18 protein-coding genes are annotated in these 20681 nt (G+C 30.3%); 8 read left to right on the forward strand and 10 right to left on the reverse strand.

From position 1 onward, the window contains the following. The first annotated feature begins 52 nt into the window (after positions 1–52). From Z054_RS32750 to Z054_RS0119680, 5 genes are all read left to right on the forward strand, one after another. Positions 53–304: a thermonuclease family protein gene (locus Z054_RS32750; RefSeq protein WP_394331065.1), complete on the forward strand. Its 252-nt coding sequence runs from the start codon at positions 53–55 to the stop codon at positions 302–304. 95 nt (positions 305–399) lie between these two features. Next, positions 400–792: a type II toxin-antitoxin system PemK/MazF family toxin gene (locus Z054_RS0119665; RefSeq protein ID WP_035092761.1), complete on the forward strand. Its 393-nt coding sequence runs from the start codon at positions 400–402 to the stop codon at positions 790–792. Positions 793–1103: 311 nt separating this feature from the next. Beyond that, the gene (locus tag Z054_RS30440) at positions 1104–3557 is read left to right on the forward strand and encodes a tetratricopeptide repeat protein (RefSeq protein WP_024771753.1); all 2454 of its coding nucleotides are present in this window, start codon (positions 1104–1106) and stop codon (positions 3555–3557) included. A 233-nt stretch (positions 3558–3790) separates the two neighbouring features. Next, positions 3791–4543, forward strand: coding sequence for a hypothetical protein (locus tag Z054_RS0119675; RefSeq protein WP_024771754.1), 753 nt, complete (start codon positions 3791–3793; stop codon positions 4541–4543). A gap of 87 nt (positions 4544–4630) precedes the next feature. After that, positions 4631–4888, forward strand: coding sequence for a hypothetical protein (locus Z054_RS0119680; RefSeq protein ID WP_024771755.1), 258 nt, complete (start codon positions 4631–4633; stop codon positions 4886–4888). 110 nt (positions 4889–4998) lie between these two features. Here Z054_RS0119680 and Z054_RS0119685 read toward each other — a convergent pair whose 3' ends face one another. The 6 genes from Z054_RS0119685 to Z054_RS0119710 all read right to left on the reverse strand — a co-directional run bounded on the left by Z054_RS0119685 (position 4999) and on the right by Z054_RS0119710 (position 11368). Continuing rightward, on the reverse strand, positions 4999–5748 hold the full coding sequence (locus Z054_RS0119685) for a hypothetical protein (protein WP_024771756.1): 750 nt from the start codon (positions 5746–5748) through the stop codon (positions 4999–5001). Between the two features lie 87 nt (positions 5749–5835). After that, complete coding sequence (locus Z054_RS0119690) at positions 5836–6912, reverse strand: AlbA family DNA-binding domain-containing protein (protein WP_024771757.1); 1077 nt, start codon at positions 6910–6912, stop codon at positions 5836–5838. Continuing rightward, complete coding sequence (locus Z054_RS0119695; protein ID WP_024771758.1) at positions 6902–9484, reverse strand: sacsin N-terminal ATP-binding-like domain-containing protein; 2583 nt, start codon at positions 9482–9484, stop codon at positions 6902–6904. Before Z054_RS0119695 ends, Z054_RS0119690 begins: the two co-directional genes overlap by 11 nt. Positions 9485–9556: 72 nt before the next feature. Further along, positions 9557–10162, reverse strand: a complete 606-nt coding sequence (locus Z054_RS0119700) for a hypothetical protein (protein WP_024771759.1) — start codon at positions 10160–10162, stop codon at positions 9557–9559. A 78-nt stretch (positions 10163–10240) separates the two neighbouring features. After that, positions 10241–10477 (reverse strand): hypothetical protein, encoded by a 237-nt coding sequence (locus Z054_RS0119705; protein WP_024771760.1) that lies wholly within the window; start codon positions 10475–10477, stop codon positions 10241–10243. 30 nt (positions 10478–10507) lie between these two features. Further along, entirely contained in the window at positions 10508–11368 is an 861-nt protein-coding gene (locus Z054_RS0119710; RefSeq protein WP_024771761.1) for a hypothetical protein, read from the reverse strand. 384 nt (positions 11369–11752) lie between these two features. Between Z054_RS0119710 and Z054_RS0119715 the strand changes: the two genes are divergently transcribed. The 3 genes from Z054_RS0119715 (at position 11753) to Z054_RS0119725 (ending at position 15729) form a co-directional block, all read left to right on the forward strand. Next, positions 11753–13405 (forward strand): ATP-dependent nuclease, encoded by a 1653-nt coding sequence (locus tag Z054_RS0119715; protein WP_024771762.1) that lies wholly within the window; start codon positions 11753–11755, stop codon positions 13403–13405. Beyond that, a complete protein-coding gene (locus Z054_RS0119720) occupies positions 13395–14540 on the forward strand; it encodes a UvrD-helicase domain-containing protein (RefSeq protein ID WP_024771763.1) in 1146 nt (381 codons plus the stop codon). The genes Z054_RS0119715 and Z054_RS0119720 overlap by 11 nt, the downstream gene beginning before the upstream one ends. 106 nt (positions 14541–14646) lie before the next feature. Then, positions 14647–15729, forward strand: a complete 1083-nt coding sequence (locus Z054_RS0119725; protein WP_024771764.1) for a hypothetical protein — start codon at positions 14647–14649, stop codon at positions 15727–15729. A 222-nt stretch (positions 15730–15951) separates the two neighbouring features. Here Z054_RS0119725 and Z054_RS0119730 read toward each other — a convergent pair whose 3' ends face one another. Genes Z054_RS0119730 through Z054_RS0119745 form a run of 4 tightly spaced genes read right to left on the reverse strand, consistent with a single transcriptional unit; the run spans position 15952 to position 20680 of the window. Next, positions 15952–16671, reverse strand: coding sequence for a hypothetical protein (locus Z054_RS0119730; RefSeq protein ID WP_024771765.1), 720 nt, complete (start codon positions 16669–16671; stop codon positions 15952–15954). Between the two features lie 42 nt (positions 16672–16713). After that, entirely contained in the window at positions 16714–17319 is a 606-nt protein-coding gene (locus Z054_RS0119735) for a hypothetical protein (protein ID WP_152538617.1), read from the reverse strand. 5 nt (positions 17320–17324) lie between these two features. Then, positions 17325–18179 carry a hypothetical protein gene (locus tag Z054_RS0119740; RefSeq protein WP_024771767.1) on the reverse strand — a complete coding sequence of 285 codons (855 nt, stop codon included), beginning with the start codon at positions 18177–18179 and terminating at the stop codon, positions 17325–17327. Then, positions 18176–20680: a hypothetical protein gene (locus Z054_RS0119745; protein WP_152538618.1), complete on the reverse strand. Its 2505-nt coding sequence runs from the start codon at positions 20678–20680 to the stop codon at positions 18176–18178. Before Z054_RS0119745 ends, Z054_RS0119740 begins: the two co-directional genes overlap by 4 nt. Between the last annotated feature and the right edge of the window lies 1 nt (position 20681).

A 20681-nucleotide genomic window follows, 5' to 3' on the forward strand; every position in this document is an offset into this window, starting at 1 on the left:
TATATCCTTTGTAATCGACGGTGACACTGTAATTCTAAAGGATAAGACCAAGCTGAGGTTATGGGCGATTGATGCGCCTAAAAAGGGAGAAGAGGGCGCGGATAGGGCAACTAATTTTCTTAAAAATCTAGTCGATCAAAAGCGGGTTTTTTATACCAAAATGGACATTGATAAATACGGGCGAACAACCGTTGCGCGGATCTTCCTAAAAGATGGACGTGACGTGAACCGGCTTTTAATCGAAAGCGGTCATATGAAAGAATATTGTAAGTATTCTAAGAACTATTACGGGCAGTGTGGTTAATATGGTGTAAAATTTGTATTGTTCTTTTGAAATATTGGCTATTTGTATTCTCAAATGATGTGTTATGCTCTTGAAAAACTTCAAGAGCATAATTTATGACCTTTACAACACCTCCTAGAATTACACCAAGACTAAGGTCTGCTCCTAAAATTAGAGAGTTTTTTTGGTGTGATTTTCCCGAAGATGCACAATTACCAGAGTTTTGGAAAAGCCGTCCTGTTGTTATTCTTTCTTACAGAACGCAGTTATCAGGAGCCGTAACTGTAATTCCATGTACTTCTCAGGATCAGCATAATAATAGATGGGCATTTCCAATAGATACAATATTTGACGGACTGGGTGGGTGGGCAATTTGTGATAAACCTACAACTGTTGCAGTAAGCCGCTTGTCATCGCATAGAGATGGAGTTATTCGAATGAATGAAGAGCAATTTAATGAAATGCTTTCTCTAGTTTTAGATTGGCTTCCAAAACCAAAATTAATATAATGGAATACTTTTTTAATTGACTTTAGAAAATAAATTCAGTTATAATGATGTTACATACGGCTTCGAAAGAATGTCCGCGTCCCAAAAGGGAGATACTTACCAAGGGAGCTTAATCGCTCCCTTTGGCTTGTCATAATTTTGTGTGATAATATATCTTATGGGAAAAATACAAAACAATTGAGTTTCTAACTGAACTCAAATTGCTGATAATCAAATGTGTGTTTGTTTTAAGTTTACGTTAATTCTGTAACATTTTACTATATTAGAACACTCATAAATTAAAGTTTTATCAATAAAATAAACAAATACTAATGGAGGTAATAACCACAAGTTGGATGATGGCTACTCTTTTAAGTGGTTGGATAGGAAACAGAGGTGATTTTTGGCTTTGCAAAGGATTTAATAAACTTCAGAAAAGAATAACTAAAAATATCAATGAACCTGCTAATCATCATATTCAAAGAGCAATCAGAAAATCATATTTAAATGCCGCTTTACTTGCTGTAGATCATATACAAAAACAAAGAAGTTACTACTCTTTAACTGATAGAAGATGGAATAATTTAGATGATATTAAAGACTATATTAATGATCAAATTAGCAATACGAAAAAAGATAGTATTTATATTCGAAAATCAGTTTTAGATAATGAACATCAAAATATTCTTTTTTCAAAAAAAGGAACAACTGCCGAAGAAAGAATGCCAGAGCTTATTAAGAAATTGAAAGACAGTATTGTCAAAGAACTAGAAAGTAAAAGATTACTTATAGAATTAGAGCTTAAGGACTGTATTTACAATGGATGGAAAGAAGGTAGTAAAGAGTTTGATTTTTACAAATTGACTTGTGCTTTTTTCACACAAGAACTGAAAGACAATTCTCAAATATCTACTTACGTACAGACAGAATATCTAGATCATATTGCAGAAGACGTAGGGAATATTTCGTTAAAAGTCGATAACCTTAAAGATGTAATGCATTTACATTATGGGGCTTATAAAAATTTACTTGATGAGATAAGTGAAATAGTAAATACAGGTGATAAGATATATGATAAACTTGAAAATCTCTCCAAAGAAACAGCTCAGCTGGTACTTGATAGTATCAATGACAAAATTATCACACCGAAAGAAATAACTATTTCTGATGAATACCGAATAAGACTCGAAGCTCTTGAGGAGATTGATAATAATGTCATTTCTTTACAGAGGAAAATAGATGGCATACAAAAAGCTATTATTCAGGTAGATGAAGATACTAAAAATAGCTTGCAACAAAACATGTCTGATTTTGAAGACGAACTAATTATTGTTAGAGAGAAAAGAGACCTGCAAGAAAACGAACTCAATGAATTCGTTATTAACGTGATTAGTCTAGCAAAACAGTTAAATGTTTCCAAAAATTCTGATTCAGAAAGATTAGAAAAAGCAAGAGTTTTATTTAAGCAAGCAAAGTATAAAGAACTAAATGATATACTTAATGAAAATGATATAGATAAAGACATTAAGCTATATAAAGAGCGAGGAAAAATACTTGCTAAAGAACTTACAGTTAAAGCACAAGCCACACTGTTAAATAAGCCCAAAGGATGGTTTAAAGATGTTGACAGACTTTATAGTAAAGCAATTGCTATAGTAGAAAGCTACGATACTACTAATAATTATGCCTATTTTTTACATGAGCACAGGCAGATACATAGAGCAATAAAACTTTATGAGAAAGTTATAATTTATTGCCCTGACGATAACAAAAAAGTGGTAGCTTTAAATAATTTGGGAAATTTACAAAAGGCTAAAAATGAATTTGATAAAGCAGAAAAGTCTCTTCAAGAAGCTCTTAGGATTAATAGAAAATTAGTAAAAGTAAACCATGGAGTTTATTTTGCTAACCTTGCCTGCATGACTTTAAATAATTTAGGAAATTTACAAAAGGCTAAAAATGAATTTGATAAAGCAGAAAAATCCTTTCAAGGAGCATTAGAAATAAGAAGAAAATTAGCACAAGATAATCCCGAAAGATATTTGTCTGATGTGGCATCAGTTTTAGTTAATTTAGGACAATTACAAAAGGCTAAAAATGAATTTGATAAAGCAGAAAAATCCTTTCAAGAGGCATTAGAAATAAGAAGAAAATCAGCACAAGATAACCCCGAAAAATATTTATTCGACGTAGCATCAGTTCTAAATAGTTTAGGACTTTTGCTATTAGACAAAAAAGAATTTAATTACGCAGAAAAATATTTTCAAGAAACATTAGAAATATATCAAAAATTAGTAAAAAGAAATTCTAAAGCATATTTATACCTTGTTGCAATGGTGTTAAATAACTTTGCTAATTTACGAAAGGCTAAAAATGAACCAGATGAAGCACAGAAATTTTATTTGAAAGCATTAGGATTATATCGGAAATTAGTACAAGATAACCCTGAAACATATTTGTCAGATGTAGCATTAGTTTTAAACAATTTGGGCATTTTGCAGAGAATTAAAAACGAATATGAGGTAGCAGAAGAATTCTTTCAAGATGCATTAGATATATATCAAAAATTAGCTAAAGAAAACCCTCAAGTGTATTTGATACGTTATGCTGATATTTGCATTGAATTATCTATTTTGTATCAATACAATACAGTCGATAAAGAAAAATCAATCTTATATGCAAAAAAATCGTTAGACGGTTATAGTTCTTATATTCCCGATATACCTCATGCCATACAATGGAGCAAGACAGCAGAAGAGATTTTAGCATATTGGCAAAAGAATTAGTCTTAAACTATAAACTACTTTGACCGCATAATAAGTGATAATATAGATTATGGGAAGTAAGTTGAAAAAATATAAAGTAAAGCAGCGAGGCAAGAATAAGCCAAAATATTATCGACCTCATAGGTAATAATATTTCCTTTTTAAAGATTTTGATTTTGTTATAAATTTCCTTAATCTTGAGGAAATTACCCCATATTAATTTTTATAAATATATTCATTAAAAAAAACTTAGTATGGCTGTTTTCAAAGGGCTTTTTAAATTTGAAATTGAGAACAAAGTATATAAAATTAACCCTTCAGATTTTAATCAAGTTGAACACCCTCTTTTTCAAGACATTACCTTCGATTCTGAGACTCAGGATATATACAAAATTAATATAAATCCAAAATTTTTTAAACCTGAAGATCAAGTTTTTAAAAAATCCTCTGATGTTAATATTTTAGATCGTATCAAAAATTTAACGAATTCTAATTTAAAAAAGAGTATTGATAATCTGGATGGAAAATTAAGTAAAGTTCCAAGGAAAAAAAAGAAACAGTCTTATCGAAGTGTTAATACTGTTTATATTGAACTGAAAACTAACCAAAAAAAAGATTTTAAATTTTATAGTGCACATCCTAAGGACTTGCGTACCAATAATGACAAATGGATTTTAGATGATATAGAAATTGAATCCAAGTTGAACATTCAAATGATTACTATTAAAGTATTAATGAAAATCAAGAAAGCGCTTCTTAAGAAAAAATATGCAATCAAATTTAATAATGGAACCTTTTCTTTAGGATGGTTTTTTTGTAAGCCATGGGTGGATATGATGGATTATAGTATTTTTTTCATTTGTATTATAAGTAAAAAAATAAAGCCCAAAAATCGATATGTTATTTTAGAAGTGGATGTTAGAGATAAAAAAGGGCGGTATATGAAAAATCCAAGCATAAAGAAGAGAAAAATCTTCCTTGAAAGCTCCAGCATTAATTCTGTTTAAAACTTTGTTTAAAACTATTTTGTGTGCTATTAATCAAATAATCAGTTATTTATGTAGATTTGAAATATGAATTAAGGAAAACACATTATGGTAGATTCAATAAATAATGATTTTGTCATTAGTGATGAATTTAAGAAAACATCATTACGCTGGATTTTTGGAAATTTACACGGTGGTTTGCTTGACTATGATCCATTATCTGATTCTGAAAGAACTAATTTTCAAAATGCTCTTTTAGATGATCCTCTTAAACGGGAAGCTTTTAAAAATATAGCTGATTTCATTGATAAAGCTGAACAAGCAAACTTAAATGATGAAGAACTTTATAGGATGTTCGATATTTGAGTTGATAAATTTTAAACAAATCAAAAATTAATTAACGCTTGCTGCTTTGTTAAATTAAATACTAAACCTATTCAATCTTTGAACCACTGTATACTTAATTGGAACTAGTTTTATATATTCAATTCGTCAGCTCCATATTCTTGATACCATAAGATTATAGATTTTCTAAGAGATGTAACATCTTTATTAAAATCAGAAGGGTTTTCATAGAACTGATAATTCCAGCTAGCAGTAATATCCCCTTCTAGATATTTTTCTTTATCGTGATATAATAATACATAATCCATATTCTTTAAATCAAGTTTTTTTGCTGAATAGAAATATTGTAGGGGTCTATATATTTTATTAAGCTCGGTTGATATCGATTGAGGTAATAAAGGATGGTTTCTATATTTAAGGAATGGAAATGTATTTTCTATATTGTTACTTTTTACACACATTAAATCAAATTTCGAATAATCAAAACCCAGAGCTATCTCAAAGAAACTGAACGTATACCCTTCTGCTATTTGATGTTTTTTATTAGTACCAATCATTTTAAACATCATATTAGAAATTTCCATAGAACTAATTGATGTTGCTAATTCAGATACAATTTCTAATTGTTTATTATGAAATTGTTTTTTTACATCAAAGTTTTTAAAAGCCTTGTAAGCCAGTACTACTAAAATGATATTTAAGATAAGGCTCCAGAATGCAATTATTAAACCTTGGAAAGAAGCAAATTCAGATAAGACTGTTGAATTTATTGAGTCTGAAAAATTAGAATAGTAGCCCTTTATCCAGAGAAAAACAGGAATAATAAGACTAAAACTAATGAAACAACAACTGAGAATTATAATTAAATTTAGTTTTTTCATAATTAGTGCCAACGGCTTAGTGTAAAAAACATAGCATGTGAAAAAATACTACATTTTGGATTTTGCATTGAGCCAATTTTTTATATTTTAATTAATCTTTGAAAGTTTATATTTTATTAATGCTTCGAAGTCTATTTTAGATGCTATATCAAATAAGTAATTAAGATGATTACAAACTTCATTGATAGATAATTGATGTTCTTGATTGATTTGAAATTTACCCCTAAAAAATTGTAAAAACTTATCATCTACTATCCCGTTTCGATGAGAGTATAAATGTCTAATTTGTAAAATCTTTTCTATAGTTTCTTGAGTATTTTTATCAATAATGTTCAGATCTCTAATCTGGGAGTTATCTTTTATAAATCCTTTCACGCTACCTTTTTGTAATTTTAGAAGTCTTTTTTTAGCACAATATTTAATAAAATCTTCCATGTCTGAACAGTTCAAAACCTCTTCTACTGTTACTGGGCTGCCAGATTTAAGAGTGCTAGGTTCAGATAAATAAATTTCATAGAGTAAATCAGATAAATAAGTTTCGAAGTTATCTACAAAAGAAGAAAACAGAATTCTGTTCAAAATTTTTCCTTCTTGATCGGTAGTTACTTTTTTAGGTGACACAGGGTATAGAATTCTATCAAGATTATCTATTATTTTTAAAATACTCTGACAATGTTCTATGTAATTGTTAAGAGAATTGGTAGCCTCTTTCTTATTTTGTTGGAGTTGAATATTAATTTCTATAATTTTCTTAAAACCATTCTTTTTAAATTCAATTGGTGAAGGGTTTAGTAGTTTAATTTGTTCACCAATTCTTTTATACATTTTTCCTTGTATAGAAACATCTATTCCATCTTTTTCTATTACTTTGATCGCAAAGATTTTCTTTCCTTTTATAGCCAAATACTTATAATAATAGGTGACAGGAAGTGATAACTTACTAATAGCTATTCTTGTTAATTCAGGAGCATTAAAATCATTGCTTAATCCAAGTACTTTTCCCGAGTCCGAAACTCCCAATATGATATAACCTCCTTCTGAATTGGCAAAAGCACTTATCACTTGTGCTAGATTTCCAGATGGTGGTAGGACTGCTTTATATTCAAGAGTAGAACTTTTGGGTTGTCCAATTATTCCTTCTATTTCTTTACTATCAATGCCCATATTGTAATGGTATTTTGTTAAACCCTATGTGTTTAATAATTTCACCAAGAGAAAGTTTTCGTGGCTCTTTCTCACCATTGTCAATCCAAAGTTCTGCTTCTGTATAATCTAAAGTGTCTTTTTCAGATTCATAATATAGAATAACTTGATTTCCATCACTTGGTCTGCAAACTATATAGATAGGAATTTCATTCTTTGTTATTCCACCAATTATACTATTCGTCAGAAGTTCCGCTTCATCGCACTTATATTCTTTTAACCCTTGAAGATGGTTTAGAATCCTAATTCGAGCTCTAGATATTAAACTTTGAACTTTTATAAATGATCGCGTGGTAGGATTTGAAATATGCTTAAATTTTTCAGCAAAATTTTGATCCAATAAAGCTTCATTAAGCTCTTCCAATGTGGTTACTCCTAAATCCGTTAATACTTCGGAAGTTATTTTAGAATTGTTTGCCCCATTTTTGTTTTTGGAATTGAGTAATAATTGTTTTAATTCTTCAATATTATTAAGGTTATTATCTTGCAATAAATCTTCTAATTCAGACTGCTGGGATAATTTGGTTACAATTTCAGGATTATTAGCAATAACTGTGGCAATTTTTGAAAGCTCTTTCATGTTTGCACCACTTTTCATCACTTCATATACGCTTTCTTTGTCCTCAATGGTATCAACAAATAGTTGATTTCTTTTTCGGTATAAAGTTGGGAATAAAGATGTTCCCTCCTCTGGATTTTTATCAAACCATTCTGATAATAAAATTACTGCTTTTTTATAATCAGCATCTTTTTCAGTTTCATCTTTTTGTATTTCTTCTACAATTTCAGTAATTCTATCTGCTATATTCTTTTTACTTTTTGAATTATATTCTCCAAATTCAACGTTATTGTTAATAAGAATTTCACTCCAATCCTCTCCAATTAACCTTTGTATTTCAAGTAATTCATTGTCTTCAATTTCATCGATATAGATTTTATCAGCGTCTTTAAAATCTCCATATTTATTTGGAACAATGGCATATTGTTCGAATAGATGATTATTGCTTTTTTCTTCTAGCACAAATGCCCCAAGATTATTTAACCATTCGTAGGTTTCTTCTAACGATTTATTTAATGTGTTTTTTAATTCAAAGATATTTTCCTTTTTCTTAGTAGTTCCTAATAAGTGATCATATTTTAGTTTTTGCCAATTTTCCCATGAATTCATATTCCATAATGGATAATGCTCTTTTTTAGATACAACGTTAGGAATTAAATCAGAGATGAATTGCCATATATTATCCTGCACTTCTTGAGAGTACGATTTTAAAGGAAACCACAAATTTTGTATTGATTTTTTGGAGTTGTCCTCTAACTCAACTATTTCTGCATCAAAAATAGTTTCACGAAGAGCAGATTGTATATTATTTTTATACCAGGTTTTATCAAAATACTTTTCATTGGTTTCTGGTATTTTTGAGGAAGCTATATTATAAAAATTGTGGAAATTTGAAGTGGAGACCTTATTTATTAGTTCCTGATATAAGGATGTGGCTTTTTCTATTAAGTCTTGATTTTGTTCAACTTCGGGATCTTCTTTGTTTTTATTTTGTTTTAACCAGATACCGTCTCTTTCAGTTAATGGATTAAAAAAGAAACTATTTATAATAACTGGAAAATGAAAATTTTCTGTGCCTATTAAAGGAAAATCGCAAAACAATTTTGGTACATTATGCATATTAGCGAATGAATACCCTAATTCAGTTCTAATTAATTTTGTTGCTATACTAACTTCTTGGTCTGATAATTCTAATATGAGTAATTCGGAAATTGCACCGTTATCGTTTTTGTTTACAGGAATGATTAAATCATCAATTTTTTCACTATTATTTGAGAAAATAATAGTGCTTGATTTTGTCTCATCAAAAATTTCTATTTTTTCAATCTTAGGAATAAATGCTAATACGTAAGGGATTAATAGAGAGAATTCTTCAATACCTATTCTTGCAATATTTTTTTGATCTTTTGAATCTAAATAATAAGTGAAAGAAGTATTTAGTTCTGTTTTATCGTAATCATTAGATAAAAGTTGTGTAGAATCTTGAAAATTTTTCCAAGTGTTTTCTACTTTTGGCATGAGATCTTTAACTGAATTTCCTTCTCGATCCATTGTGAATTTAAAAGAATGAAACTGCTGATTTTCATCTTTTACAATACCTTTAATATCTATGATTTTAGATAACATATGTGTTGTGAGAAATCCAGTTCCAAATCTTCCAGTTTTTCTAGTCTGTAACCCTTCATCAATTTCTTTAGATGAAATTTGATTTATTAAACCTCGAATATCTTGTTCTGTAAAATGAATACCATTGTGAGAAAAAATTATTTTATTCTCATAAAGCTCTATTTTGACTGAGATCTTCTTCTCATCGAACTCAGCTACACTATCTTTGGCATTTTGGAGCAACTCCCAAGCCCATCGCCCCATATTTCCTTCAATCGTTTTATCTAGTTCACGTAATCGGTTTTTTATCTTATCGGCAATTGAACGAATTCCGTCTTCTTTTCGCCCGTTTTCAATAGATGGGATCATATTTTTAAGTTAGTTTTTATGAAAGGAAATATATTATGTAATTTATAAATGGATTAAGCTAAATTTTGAAAATCAATAATTTCTATACGTCCCGTGAATTTTTGAATTTTGTTTAAGAAATTCATCATTGTAGAAAACTGAAACAAACTTCTCAAAGTGCTCAATACTTTTTTCTCTAAGATCAAAATGCTTTGAGTTGATTAATAACAAATCCTCACATTTTTCAAAAACTACTTTTTTTCGCTTTCTCATTTCTTCAAAAGGCAAACAGTAAAGATTAGTTGGTGTTACAAGAAAAAAATACCCTTCGGGATAACTTTGCTCATAGTTTTCAAATTGAGTTTCTTTGAATATAAAATGTCCAGTAGATGAAAATTTTACCTCAGCATAATTTAACTGTTCATTCGTAGGATCATATAAAATCAAATCAGGAGATTTACGTAATGATTTTGCGGCTGAGGTATTATTGTATTTTAATTGCTTGTATAGATATTGATAAGTGTTTTCTAATCCATATTTATAAGTTTGATATCCTTCCAAAAGGAATAATTCTTGAATAAGACTTTCTGCTATCCTTCCCACCGTTAATGAAAATGGCATTAAATAGTCCTTTTTGTTGTATTCAGAAATGCCTTTACCTGTAGCAAGGTAGAGTGTTTTAGGTTCATTTACCTCCATATTATAAGTTGGTTAAAATTATATTGACCTTGTTTGTAGATCATCTCATAAAGTTAGTATTTTTTAAGAAAAATAAGACTAAGGTTTTTTCTTATTCCAACCAAAATCATTTGGTAGACTTCCAGATTTTTTTATATCGTCAGGTTTAATAACTTTGAAATCTCCACTATTTGATTCATAGAGAATTACTTTCCCTTCACCAATAGCAACATGAAACTCATAAGTTTCCTTTTCTGAACCTTCATATGTTGCGGCCATTAAAGAAAATAGGCAAAAACCACATAAAACTCCAGCTAAAAATTTTAAATTTTTCATATTATGAATTTTTAAACAAATTGAATTACTTTAGTCTCCTGTTGCTCTTTCAAAGAAAGAATATCCGATTCCAACTGAATACCAGAATTTGTCATTGTAAGCCCAGTTTTTACCGATTTCGCCACTAGCTCTATCAAAACCACCTATTAAGCCAATTTGGAATGATTTATACTCTAAAATAGTTCCAAATGAGAATGTACGCCCTAAGACTAAACCGTCAGGGGTTTCTGTAGTTGTAGTGCTTTCATTGATTGTGTTGTTCTCATTAATTCCTAATGTGGTAACACCAAATGTTACAACTGGAAAGTGTATGTATATGTCTTTATATCTGTTTAATCTGTGTTTAAGCCCAAGATATCCTCCAAGCATAATTTCTGGAGTAATCTTCATATTAAAATCATCAGTCTTCGGTCTGATCTTAAAAGGAACAGATAATGAAGCTCCATAAGCAAATTGAGTGGATAGATAATATCTTTTTACAATATATTTCTCATCTAATAAACGGTTGAATTCTTCAGCTTTAATCCAAAATCGTTTGTCATTATCATCTACATTGATGTAGGTTGTATTTCCCTGCATCTTGTAACTTATGACTTGATCTTTCTTGTCTTTTTCTGGCCAGTTTAAAACATCAATAATGTATATGTTATAATCTTCACTTGGATGTTTGATTTTATTTTTAAGTACAAATCGTGTTCCAAAAGTTGGTATTTTAAACCCTCCTCCAGTATCAGGTGCATTTGTAGCGGCGTCATAATCCCATAAAGGGAAATGACCAACAGTAGAATAATCAAATTTTTCATCTCCTTTGTTTTGAGATGGTTGTTGAGAAAATATTACTATTGATGAAAACAGAAAAATAGTCACAAAAATCGTTTTGTAATTCTTCATTGTGATTTAATTTTAGATTTATGTTGAAATTTAGTATCAAATTATCAGTTTAAAAATGAGTATTTACCCTTGTTTTGTCATGCGAAATACTTCCAGTTCTATAACAATTAGTTCTTGATTATTAAGATACGCTAAGGTGAATGGGGTGAAAAATAATGCGGGGTGTTTGCCTCAATATGAGAACGATATAAATGTAAAGTTTTTTTGATATAATTAATTGCGGAAACCCGTAATTGCTAAAAAATATTATTGTGTGTGATAAGAGATAGTATGTAAATGTGGTAATATAATTTATGGGAAATATTGTGTTAATTTTTAGATTTTCATTTATTTATAAAAAAAATGAATGTAAATTTCTGCTTATACCAATCTTAGATATATAAAATGATAATAAAAAAGCTCAAACTCTTAAACTTTAAAAAACATATTGATAAGGCCTGTGAATTTAATGATGATATTAATATAATTGTAGGAGACAATGAAAGTGGGAAAAGCTCTCTTCTGGAAGCTATAGAAATTTGCGCAAATTTCACATATCGCGGAAAACCTTTAAGCTCTGAATTGTCCACTGATTTATTTAACAGCACTTGTGTAACAAACTATCTACAAGGCAACCTTGCTCAAAATACGCTACCAGAAATACTTATTGAATTATATCTAGACGGAGACCCTAGTTTGAGAGGAAACAATAATTCTGAAGGAGAAGATACTGAGGGTATATTTGTTAGAGTTTTCTTCGATCCTGATTTATCTGACCCTTATGCTAATTTTATAGCTAATCCAGATAATGTTTCTACTCTGCCAATTGAATTTTATAAAACAGAATGGTTTAGTTTCGCTTGGAATCGAATGACACACCATAATAAGAAAGTGAATTGTTTGTTTGTCGATCCATCGCGACTACACCCCACATATGGGCGTTCTAAATATATTAATAGTATTATTAACGCAGCTCTAGATAGACCTTCTCGATCTACATTAAATCTCAATTATAGGCAGCTTAAAGCTCGTTTTGATAATGAAGCAGATGTCGTGGCTATCAACAATAATCTTGACGCTGAAAATGATGTTACTGATAAATCACTCAAAATAACAGCAGATATTGGTTCAAAAACAAATTGGGAAAGTAATTTAGAATTGACAGTAGATGATGTTTCTTTTTCTCAAATAGGAAAAGGTGAGCAAAATCAAATTCAGATTAAACTTGCCTTACAGAATAGAGCTGAGGATGTTGATGTTATCATGCTAGAAGAACCGGAGAATCACCTTTCACATATTAATTTGGTACAACTCATTAGTCACATAGAAAAAAAGAATGAGGGAAAACAAGTATTTTTAACTACTCATAGTTCATATGTTTTGAATAAACTTAGTATAAATAAATTGTGCTTATTATCTAATGAATATTCAAAATTAAGTGATATTGATGAAGGCACTATTAAAACACTAAAAAGACTTCCTGGATATGACACCCTTCGAGCTATTTTAGCAAAACATCCTATTCTTGTTGAGGGGCCTTCAGATGAACTTTTACTTAAAAAAAAATATCTAAATAATAACGATAGACTACCTGAGGAAGATGGTATTGACATTATAGTCGTTAGGGGTATTGGATTTAAAACCTACTTAAATATCGCCAAAATATTGGGGCATCCTATCAGAATTGTTAAGGATAATGATGGTGATCATCAAAAAAACATTATTGATTGGTCTAATACTTATGATGCATACGATTTCATTACTTGTTTTTCTCCTGAAGACAATAATCAAAGTTCTCTTGAACCAGCATTAATTGAAGTAAATAGTAATACAGAAGAAAATCTTGATCGTCTTGCTAAAGTTATGTTTTCAACTCAAACGAATAATACCTATCTGGGGTTGGAAAGTATTCAGGAGAAGAAAGAGTTTTTCGAGAATTGGTATAAAGGAGAAGGTGGCGGGAAAAAGAAAGTAGATTCTGCAATTCGAATTTTTGAGAGTGATGAAGAAATCATATTTCCTGAATATTTAGAACAAGCTATTAATTATGAGCCATAAACTTATACTTGCTAGTGCAGGAGCAGGAAAATCCCAATTAATCATTAATAGTTCCATGAAAGCTAGTGCAGAGGAAAAAAAGACTCTAATACTTACATATACTGAAAATAACCAGAAAGAGTTATTTTATAAAATCTGCGCTATTAATAATTATTGTTCTTCTAATATAGTTATTAAAGGTTGGTTTACATTTTTATTAGAAGACATTATTCGGCCATATCAAAGTTGTATTTTTAAAAATCGTATTCCTGGAATATTTTTCAATCAATCCGATCCTCATAAAAGAAATGGGCAGACAATACCTGGACGATCGGAGAAGACAAGAAATGGAGGATATAACTCATTATATTATCTAACTCGAAACGAGAATAGAGCACATACAACTTTCATCTCAAAACTTGCATCAAGAGTGTGTAAAGAAGCTAAAAGAAAACCGATCGGACGAATTTCTGAAATATATGATTCAGTTTTGATAGATGAGGTACAAGATTTAGTTGGCTGGGATTTTGATGTGATAGGTAACTTAGCTAATTCAGATAATCTTTCTTTAATCTGTGTTGGAGATTTTAGACAAACAATCTATACAACACATACAGGTACTAAACAGCCTAAAACTAATGCTCAAAAATTAGAAAAATTTAAATCTTTTGGGTTTGTACCGGAGCACTTGAATATTAGTTGGAGGTGTATTCAATCTATTTGTGATTTTGGAGACTTAGTTCACAATAGTGAAAATATTTATCTAAAAACGGTCTCTCAAATTGACCAAATTCCAGAAGAGTATATAGCTCATAATGGCGTTTTTATGTTGTCCCTAACTAATGCTCTTACTTATTTAAATACTTTTAAACCTGTAATTTTAAGAGCAACTAAAAATTCCCAAAAAAATCTCTGTAAAGGCTACAGAGCTATAAATTTTGGAGCTTCAAAAGGTTTAGGTTTTGACAGAATATTAATTGTTACTACGGAAAAACAAAAACAATTCCTTAGAGGTAATCATAATATTTTTGATGGAGGTAAAACCGATAAAGCCAAAAATGCATTCTATGTTGCAATTACTCGTGCAAGATTCAGTGTAGCTTTTTTATATGATGGAGATAATAATTTTCAAGGAATTCCTGAATGGATACCATAATTATGTGTGATAAGGCACATTCTGGGAAATATATGATTTCTGTTCGATTTCTAATCATTAATATCATTAGTATTTTATAAATTGTAATTTATAAACAAATTGGATAATGAACAATAAAAACCGACTTGATGCCGAATGGGTGTCAGTGAATGCTCTTCGCGGACTTTCTAAAATCGCTACTCAAGGAGATATGGAAAAATCAACTTATGATAATGCATTAAATCTTGGGGGAGTATTATATCCTGAATTATTGGGTGATGATGTAAGTATATTAAGAAGAGAACGAGAAAGCGATCTTACAAGAGAATATAGGCAAAAAGCTGAACTTAAAACTATTCAAAACTATAAGAAAATTGAGGCTTTGGAGTTAATAAAAGAGGATATTGCTGAATATACAGAATTACTTAATGTTGCTAAAAAACAGAAAGAAAATAGGACTCGGGTAGATCAACTAAAAAGAAAGTTAAAACAACTTTATAAATCTGAAAAAGAACTTCAGCCTTCAAAGCATAGTGAAACTCAACTTATTTTTAGAGATGCATATAATGTTGAACGTTCAATACCTTCTCTGAGTAGTAATAAGGGTTATAGAGATTTTAAATTATCTAATGATAAGATTGTAAGATTGAGAGTTTTACATCCAGATAATATTGAACATATTACTGGAGCTGATTTGGTGTATGAAAGACATTCACCTAAGGATGAAACAGTGTCCATAGTAGCAGTACAATATAAAATATGGGAAAACAGAAAGATGTACTTGTCTAATGAAAGAATGCAAAAACAGATTGAAAAAATGCGATCCTTTTTATGTAATAAAGATATATGTTCATCTAATAATTTGAATGAAAATGAATATAGGTTCCCTTGCTGTTCAGCATTTTTGAGACCAACTGATAAACTGCAAAAGGAAGATCAAAGGTTTATCTCTACGGGTGAGCATTTGCCAATTTGTAAAATTGATAAATGTAAAAGTATTGGGCCTCAAGGAGGAGAATTTCTAGAATATAATAATATTAAAGATATCTCTATTTCTAATGATATGTTTGAATTTCTTTTTAATAAAGGTAAAATCGGCTCAAAACAATTAACATATGATGAGCTTGAGAAGGTGTATGAACAATTTTTAGATGAGTCGTCAAATGAACGAGTTATAGTTTATGCACAGGAATTTGATAAATATTTTTAAAATCAATAATCCCTACATGTTCCTTGAATTTTTGAATTTTGTTTAAAAAATTCAGCATTGTAGAAAACTGAAACAAACCTCTCAAAGTGCTCAATACTTTTTTCTCTAAGATCAAAATGCTTAGAGTTAATCAATAATAAATCTTCACACTTTTCAAAAACTACTTTTTTTTCGCTTTCTCATTTCTTCAAAAGACAAACAAACAACAAGTATTAGTTGGTGTTACAAGAAAAAAAGACCCTTCAGGGGTATGTGGCTAGACCATTGCCTTGCAAGTTGCTCTACGTAATCAACAAAATTATCTACATCCTTGAATTTATGAAATGTATATTCTGGTTGATTTTCATGGCAAACAACATTTTCAAAGCAGTGATCGTGAGAGAATAATAGAACTTTTTTGGTTGTTGTATCATACAGAGTTAAAGTGCCGTTAGCTTCATTTACAAATGAAACCATATTGGAATAATCGATTTCTTTATGTCCTTCTTCTTCACAGCATTCAGAATAGTAATCATTCCAGTCACCTAAACCTTTTTTACATTCTGAGCCGATGAAAAGGAAATTCTGATTATCGGTAAATAACTCAGCATCGCTAAACTCTTCAAAGTCATTAAATGATTCTTGTATACCACCTATATTGGTTAGTAATATTTTGTGTTCTTCGATCAGTTCACTAGGAAAAGAAGCTTCATCTTCCATTTTGCAGAGCCAACCACACATAGTACCCTCTAGATCATCCCATGCAAATAATGTGTAGTTTTGATCATTAATGGTTACAACAGTCTTTCGTGCTTTCTCTATCATTATCGATAGATTAGGAAATAGATCCTTAAATTTCTGACTCGTTTCTAGTTCTACGTCGTTTTTGGAAACACGTACCTTATCAGTAGCTTCTATAAACCACGGAATTTCATTTGCAAATGTTTCAAAGTCGTTATTCATTTTATTTATAATTTATTCAAAGAAAACAGATTGAAATCTGCTTTAATGTTCATTTTTTTTAAGAGTGTAATACTCTGGGGGAAGCAATTTTGTAAACTGCTCATGACCTTCCATATTTGATCCTAATGCAATTGATAAGAGTATAGTTGTTTTAAAGTATTGCTTCTGATAATCTGACTCATCAAGCATTGTCAAATATAAATTTGCATAATCTTTGAATAGCGTATGAGTATACTCTTTAATTTTTTTCCGTTCTTCTTCCATTTTATATACTTTGGTATTTCTAAAATCGTATAAAGACTTAAACCTACCTTCTTTGATTATTTTTTGCGTTACACACTCCTTACTGTAGGAATTACGAAAAACATTCACAATTTTAAGAAATAAAGAATCTGGCCTAGTTGCAGGAATATTGTTTATTTCTTTCATTTTTTTGAAAAAATTAATATAACTCTTCCCAGAATTATCATTTAGAAAACTATTCTTAATAAGAAAAGTTTCATAGGCTTCTAATTCTTTCTTTATATCTATGTTTTTAGCGTTAAAGGCTTCATAAATGCAGTTTAAACTCACATTTTCTATATAGTTGTCTTGTCCAAAAAAGGGCATTGAACAAAGATATAGTGCAATAAAAATCGTTGTTTTCATATTATCTATTGATTAGATACAGGATAAATTTGGTTAGTATTGTATTTAATTATTTTATGTTTAAGCAAGATATCACAAAACTTTTTAGAGATTATTATCCTCCTCATAGCTTGAAAAGTTTCTGTTTCTCCAAACGATTCTTGTGTTTTACAAATCAAGAAATCAAAATTTTCTTTAAAGGGAGGCATAAAATCTAGAATTTGCTGGGTATATTTCTTTGTCTTACAAATCTCACATGGCAGGTTAATGTCATACAAAGTCTCATCTATTAATAAGGGACTTTTTGCTTCAGGTATTATTAACTGAACTACACTATCAGATGTTTTACCTGTTTTGCCGATTAAAACTTCTCTAGAATTTAATCCAAGAGGTTGTAAAACCTCTTGGAAAAAATCTTTTTTGAAAAACATTTCATCAAATATCCAGTTTAAAGAAAAGTTTACTTGATTATTGCTCCACTTTGGTTCTTTTTCAATTTTGAAAGAAGCCACTTGTTTTTTATTTGCATAACAAGCTTTACAATAATTTTCGTATGTTCCTTTTATAACCTCGCCAAAATTGTTTTTGGGTAAAGGAAAACCTTTAGGTTTTCCTAAATTACATAAAACATAATATTGAGAGTCATCTAACTCTTTTTTTGAAAACTCAGCCACTGCGTATTTACTCGAAAATTCTTTAGGAGTAACATTATCAATGAAGGCTAATTTATTCCTTGTATAGTGTTTCATTATTTTATCATATACAAAACCTTCTTCTATCAGAAATGTATAATACCCTTCTTCAATTTTGATTCCTAAACTAGCTAAATAAGCTACGTCCTTACTTCTCCAATTTGCAAATATGCTGTGCTTTTTTTTCATAATCCTAATGCTGCTAAAATTTCTGGATAATCTTTATAAACTTCTCGAGCTGCCGCTTTTATGTCCGCCAAAGTAGCCGTTGATGTAACCTTACCACTGGTTCCGACTGCTTGCCCATTATAACCTATTATTCTTCTCCATGATTGTGTAATTACGTTATGTTCTTCTACTGTTAACACAATACTTTTCCATTTATTGGTATTACTCCCCAATAATTCTGTTAATTGTGCTACAAATCTTTGTTCAAACAAATGATGAAATTGAACACCTAAATCTGTTCTTGTTATTTTTAATGTTTTAAACAAAGATACTAATCCTTCATAAGAAAGAATTCCAAATTTTTGAGCATGTTTAAAAGCAGCTAAAGATGAAACTTTTTCTAAATTAAATATAATTTTACCGATTTCAGCAGACCTTATAACTGCTGGTAGTTTTTCTAATAGTTTAATGACTATTCCCCCAGTGACTTCTAGTAGAATATATTCTACAAAGGGCTGGAAAACTTCTGCAACTTGCAAAGGAATAAGGTAGTATTGGGTTTTGAATTTGAATTGTGTTTTATAGGTGTAATCATATAATGAATACAATTCTGCATTGGATAATGATGGAAGATTTGGTGTTATAGCTTCAATATACCCACCTAATTCTGGTGAACCAAAAAGTTTAATCCATTTATTCATTCTCACAATTTCTTTCATCGCCTTAGCTCTAGGGAAATTCTGATCTGTGACAAATGGAATTATATTAGAAGTATCTATAAAAGTTAAAATGGTTTGTTGAACAAATTTTATATTTTCATCAGTGTATCCATCACTTTCTATAAAGTTCATCAGTTTGTTCGATTCCTTTCTCCAATTGGGATCATTTAGCCAATTGATCTGATCTATTGATAAAGCTATCTTTTTATCTAAATCACGAACCCTTAATAAATGCTCAAATTGTGGCAAGTCATTTGCTTCATGAGCCAAGATGGCATCGACCTCAATAGGATCTTCTAGGAACGAAGGGAAACGTATATCATTGTCCCATAGTATAGTTCCTCTAAATGCATTAAAATCTACACCTAATGGATATCGACCAAGATTTGCATATTCATAGGTTCTAAAATGGAAGAGATCATATGCCTGTTGCCCTGTAAATGCTGTGGACATATCATGATTATTATCTTTTAAAACTTCTATGACAAAATCACCAATAAATGCTTCGTTACGCTCAGGTAGTTGAGCTATTGAAGATAGCAAATTGCCTAAACCATTAAATTGACGTGAATTGCCAGAATTATGGTTTTCCATGTGGAATAACCTGTTTTTATTCTGCGCATCCTGAAAATCGATAGAGAATAATTGTCCGGTAGCTAAACTGTAATCATATTGATTATGTGGAAATGGCGTGTTGGTAGCGTATGATTTAAACAAATCCTGAGTTAGTTTTAACCCATTGGTATTATATCGTTGATTCTCCAAATAGCTTTTAGTAGCCTTTTTAATGTTACTTTGGGCTGATCCCAGTAAAAAATTTCGCTCATTTGCTCCAAATGAATTCACAGCATGATTAAACAAGGCAACATCATCAGGGGTTTCATTAAATACAGGATGGGTATATCCATCCATTGGAGGATGAGTTCCATTAGTTCTGGCTGTAAGATTTGTGATATATTGAGTTTCATTATCTTCTAGGGTAAAGATATTATCAGGATTGCCAAATATGATATGAGGGATCCCCTGATTTTTCTGGTTATTGACCCAAACCATATATCGGGTCATAAAGCGTATAGCATCTTCATAGTCTAAAGAGGCGTAATGAACGACCAGGTGGCCAGCCAGAGTATTCGCGATGTACCCTTCTTTTAAGAACCGTTCAAGGCGACTGTTACGTATACCATACTCGGTAGCAGCAGAGCGTTGACTATTTCTGATACCTAACTGCTCATTTAATAAAGTATTAACCTCGGCATCGGTCATGTCCTTAAGAAATTTATCGTTATATTTTAAATCTCCGTATATAGGATTTGCTGTTCCTTCCCGTTTTCTAATATCCAATAATTTAGCATGGACAGTGGAGCTTTGTAGGGCTGCATCATCATACTTTTCTATAGATTTAAGAATGTTATCTACTTTGGTAAAATATTCACCCGCAAGCTTATTGGTTTCTACCTCTTTGAAATATTTCCTTTGGATGTTTTGAAAATTATAATCAGGAGATACTCCTGTTGGGCTATTATATTGCGCAAAATAATTTATACCTGTAATCGCAGTAGCTAATAACAATTCTTGTTCATATAACCACTTGTCTTTTTCCGTACTTGTTTCTATCTGGCGGTTAAACTCACCTAATTCGAATCTGGCAATGCATAAACAGCTTCTTTCTGTACTGCTATTTTTCTCTTCGCAATCGATGCAGCTTTTTGTACCATCGTCTGAGTATTGGTATATCTGCGCATGGGTCATGTTGGATAGTAGGCATACCATACCTATTATCAGTAATTTATATATCGTTTTCATG

Source organism: Aquimarina macrocephali JAMB N27 (assembly GCF_000520995.1).
GTDB lineage: Bacteria > Bacteroidota > Bacteroidia > Flavobacteriales > Flavobacteriaceae > Aquimarina > Aquimarina macrocephali.

What these genes read in the sequence shown, in the direction of transcription:
- Z054_RS0119665 (WP_035092761.1), top strand. Translation starts at nt 400, where the DNA reads ATGACCTTTACAACACCTCCTAGAATTACACCAAGACTAAGGTCTGCT.
- Z054_RS30440 (WP_024771753.1), top strand. Translation starts at nt 1,104, where the DNA reads ATGGAGGTAATAACCACAAGTTGGATGATGGCTACTCTTTTAAGTGGT.
- Z054_RS0119675 (WP_024771754.1), top strand. Translation starts at nt 3,791, where the DNA reads ATGGCTGTTTTCAAAGGGCTTTTTAAATTTGAAATTGAGAACAAAGTA.
- Z054_RS0119680 (WP_024771755.1), top strand. Translation starts at nt 4,631, where the DNA reads ATGGTAGATTCAATAAATAATGATTTTGTCATTAGTGATGAATTTAAG.
- Z054_RS0119685 (WP_024771756.1), bottom strand. Translation starts at nt 5,748, where the DNA reads ATGAAAAAACTAAATTTAATTATAATTCTCAGTTGTTGTTTCATTAGT.
- Z054_RS0119690 (WP_024771757.1), bottom strand. Translation starts at nt 6,912, where the DNA reads ATGGGCATTGATAGTAAAGAAATAGAAGGAATAATTGGACAACCCAAA.
- Z054_RS0119695 (WP_024771758.1), bottom strand. Translation starts at nt 9,484, where the DNA reads ATGATCCCATCTATTGAAAACGGGCGAAAAGAAGACGGAATTCGTTCA.
- Z054_RS0119700 (WP_024771759.1), bottom strand. Translation starts at nt 10,162, where the DNA reads ATGGAGGTAAATGAACCTAAAACACTCTACCTTGCTACAGGTAAAGGC.
- Z054_RS0119705 (WP_024771760.1), bottom strand. Translation starts at nt 10,477, where the DNA reads ATGAAAAATTTAAAATTTTTAGCTGGAGTTTTATGTGGTTTTTGCCTA.
- Z054_RS0119710 (WP_024771761.1), bottom strand. Translation starts at nt 11,368, where the DNA reads ATGAAGAATTACAAAACGATTTTTGTGACTATTTTTCTGTTTTCATCA.
- Z054_RS0119715 (WP_024771762.1), top strand. Translation starts at nt 11,753, where the DNA reads ATGATAATAAAAAAGCTCAAACTCTTAAACTTTAAAAAACATATTGAT.
- Z054_RS0119720 (WP_024771763.1), top strand. Translation starts at nt 13,395, where the DNA reads ATGAGCCATAAACTTATACTTGCTAGTGCAGGAGCAGGAAAATCCCAA.
- Z054_RS0119725 (WP_024771764.1), top strand. Translation starts at nt 14,647, where the DNA reads ATGAACAATAAAAACCGACTTGATGCCGAATGGGTGTCAGTGAATGCT.
- Z054_RS0119730 (WP_024771765.1), bottom strand. Translation starts at nt 16,671, where the DNA reads ATGAATAACGACTTTGAAACATTTGCAAATGAAATTCCGTGGTTTATA.
- Z054_RS0119735 (WP_152538617.1), bottom strand. Translation starts at nt 17,319, where the DNA reads ATGAAAACAACGATTTTTATTGCACTATATCTTTGTTCAATGCCCTTT.
- Z054_RS0119740 (WP_024771767.1), bottom strand. Translation starts at nt 18,179, where the DNA reads ATGAAAAAAAAGCACAGCATATTTGCAAATTGGAGAAGTAAGGACGTA.
- Z054_RS0119745 (WP_152538618.1), bottom strand. Translation starts at nt 20,680, where the DNA reads ATGAAAACGATATATAAATTACTGATAATAGGTATGGTATGCCTACTA.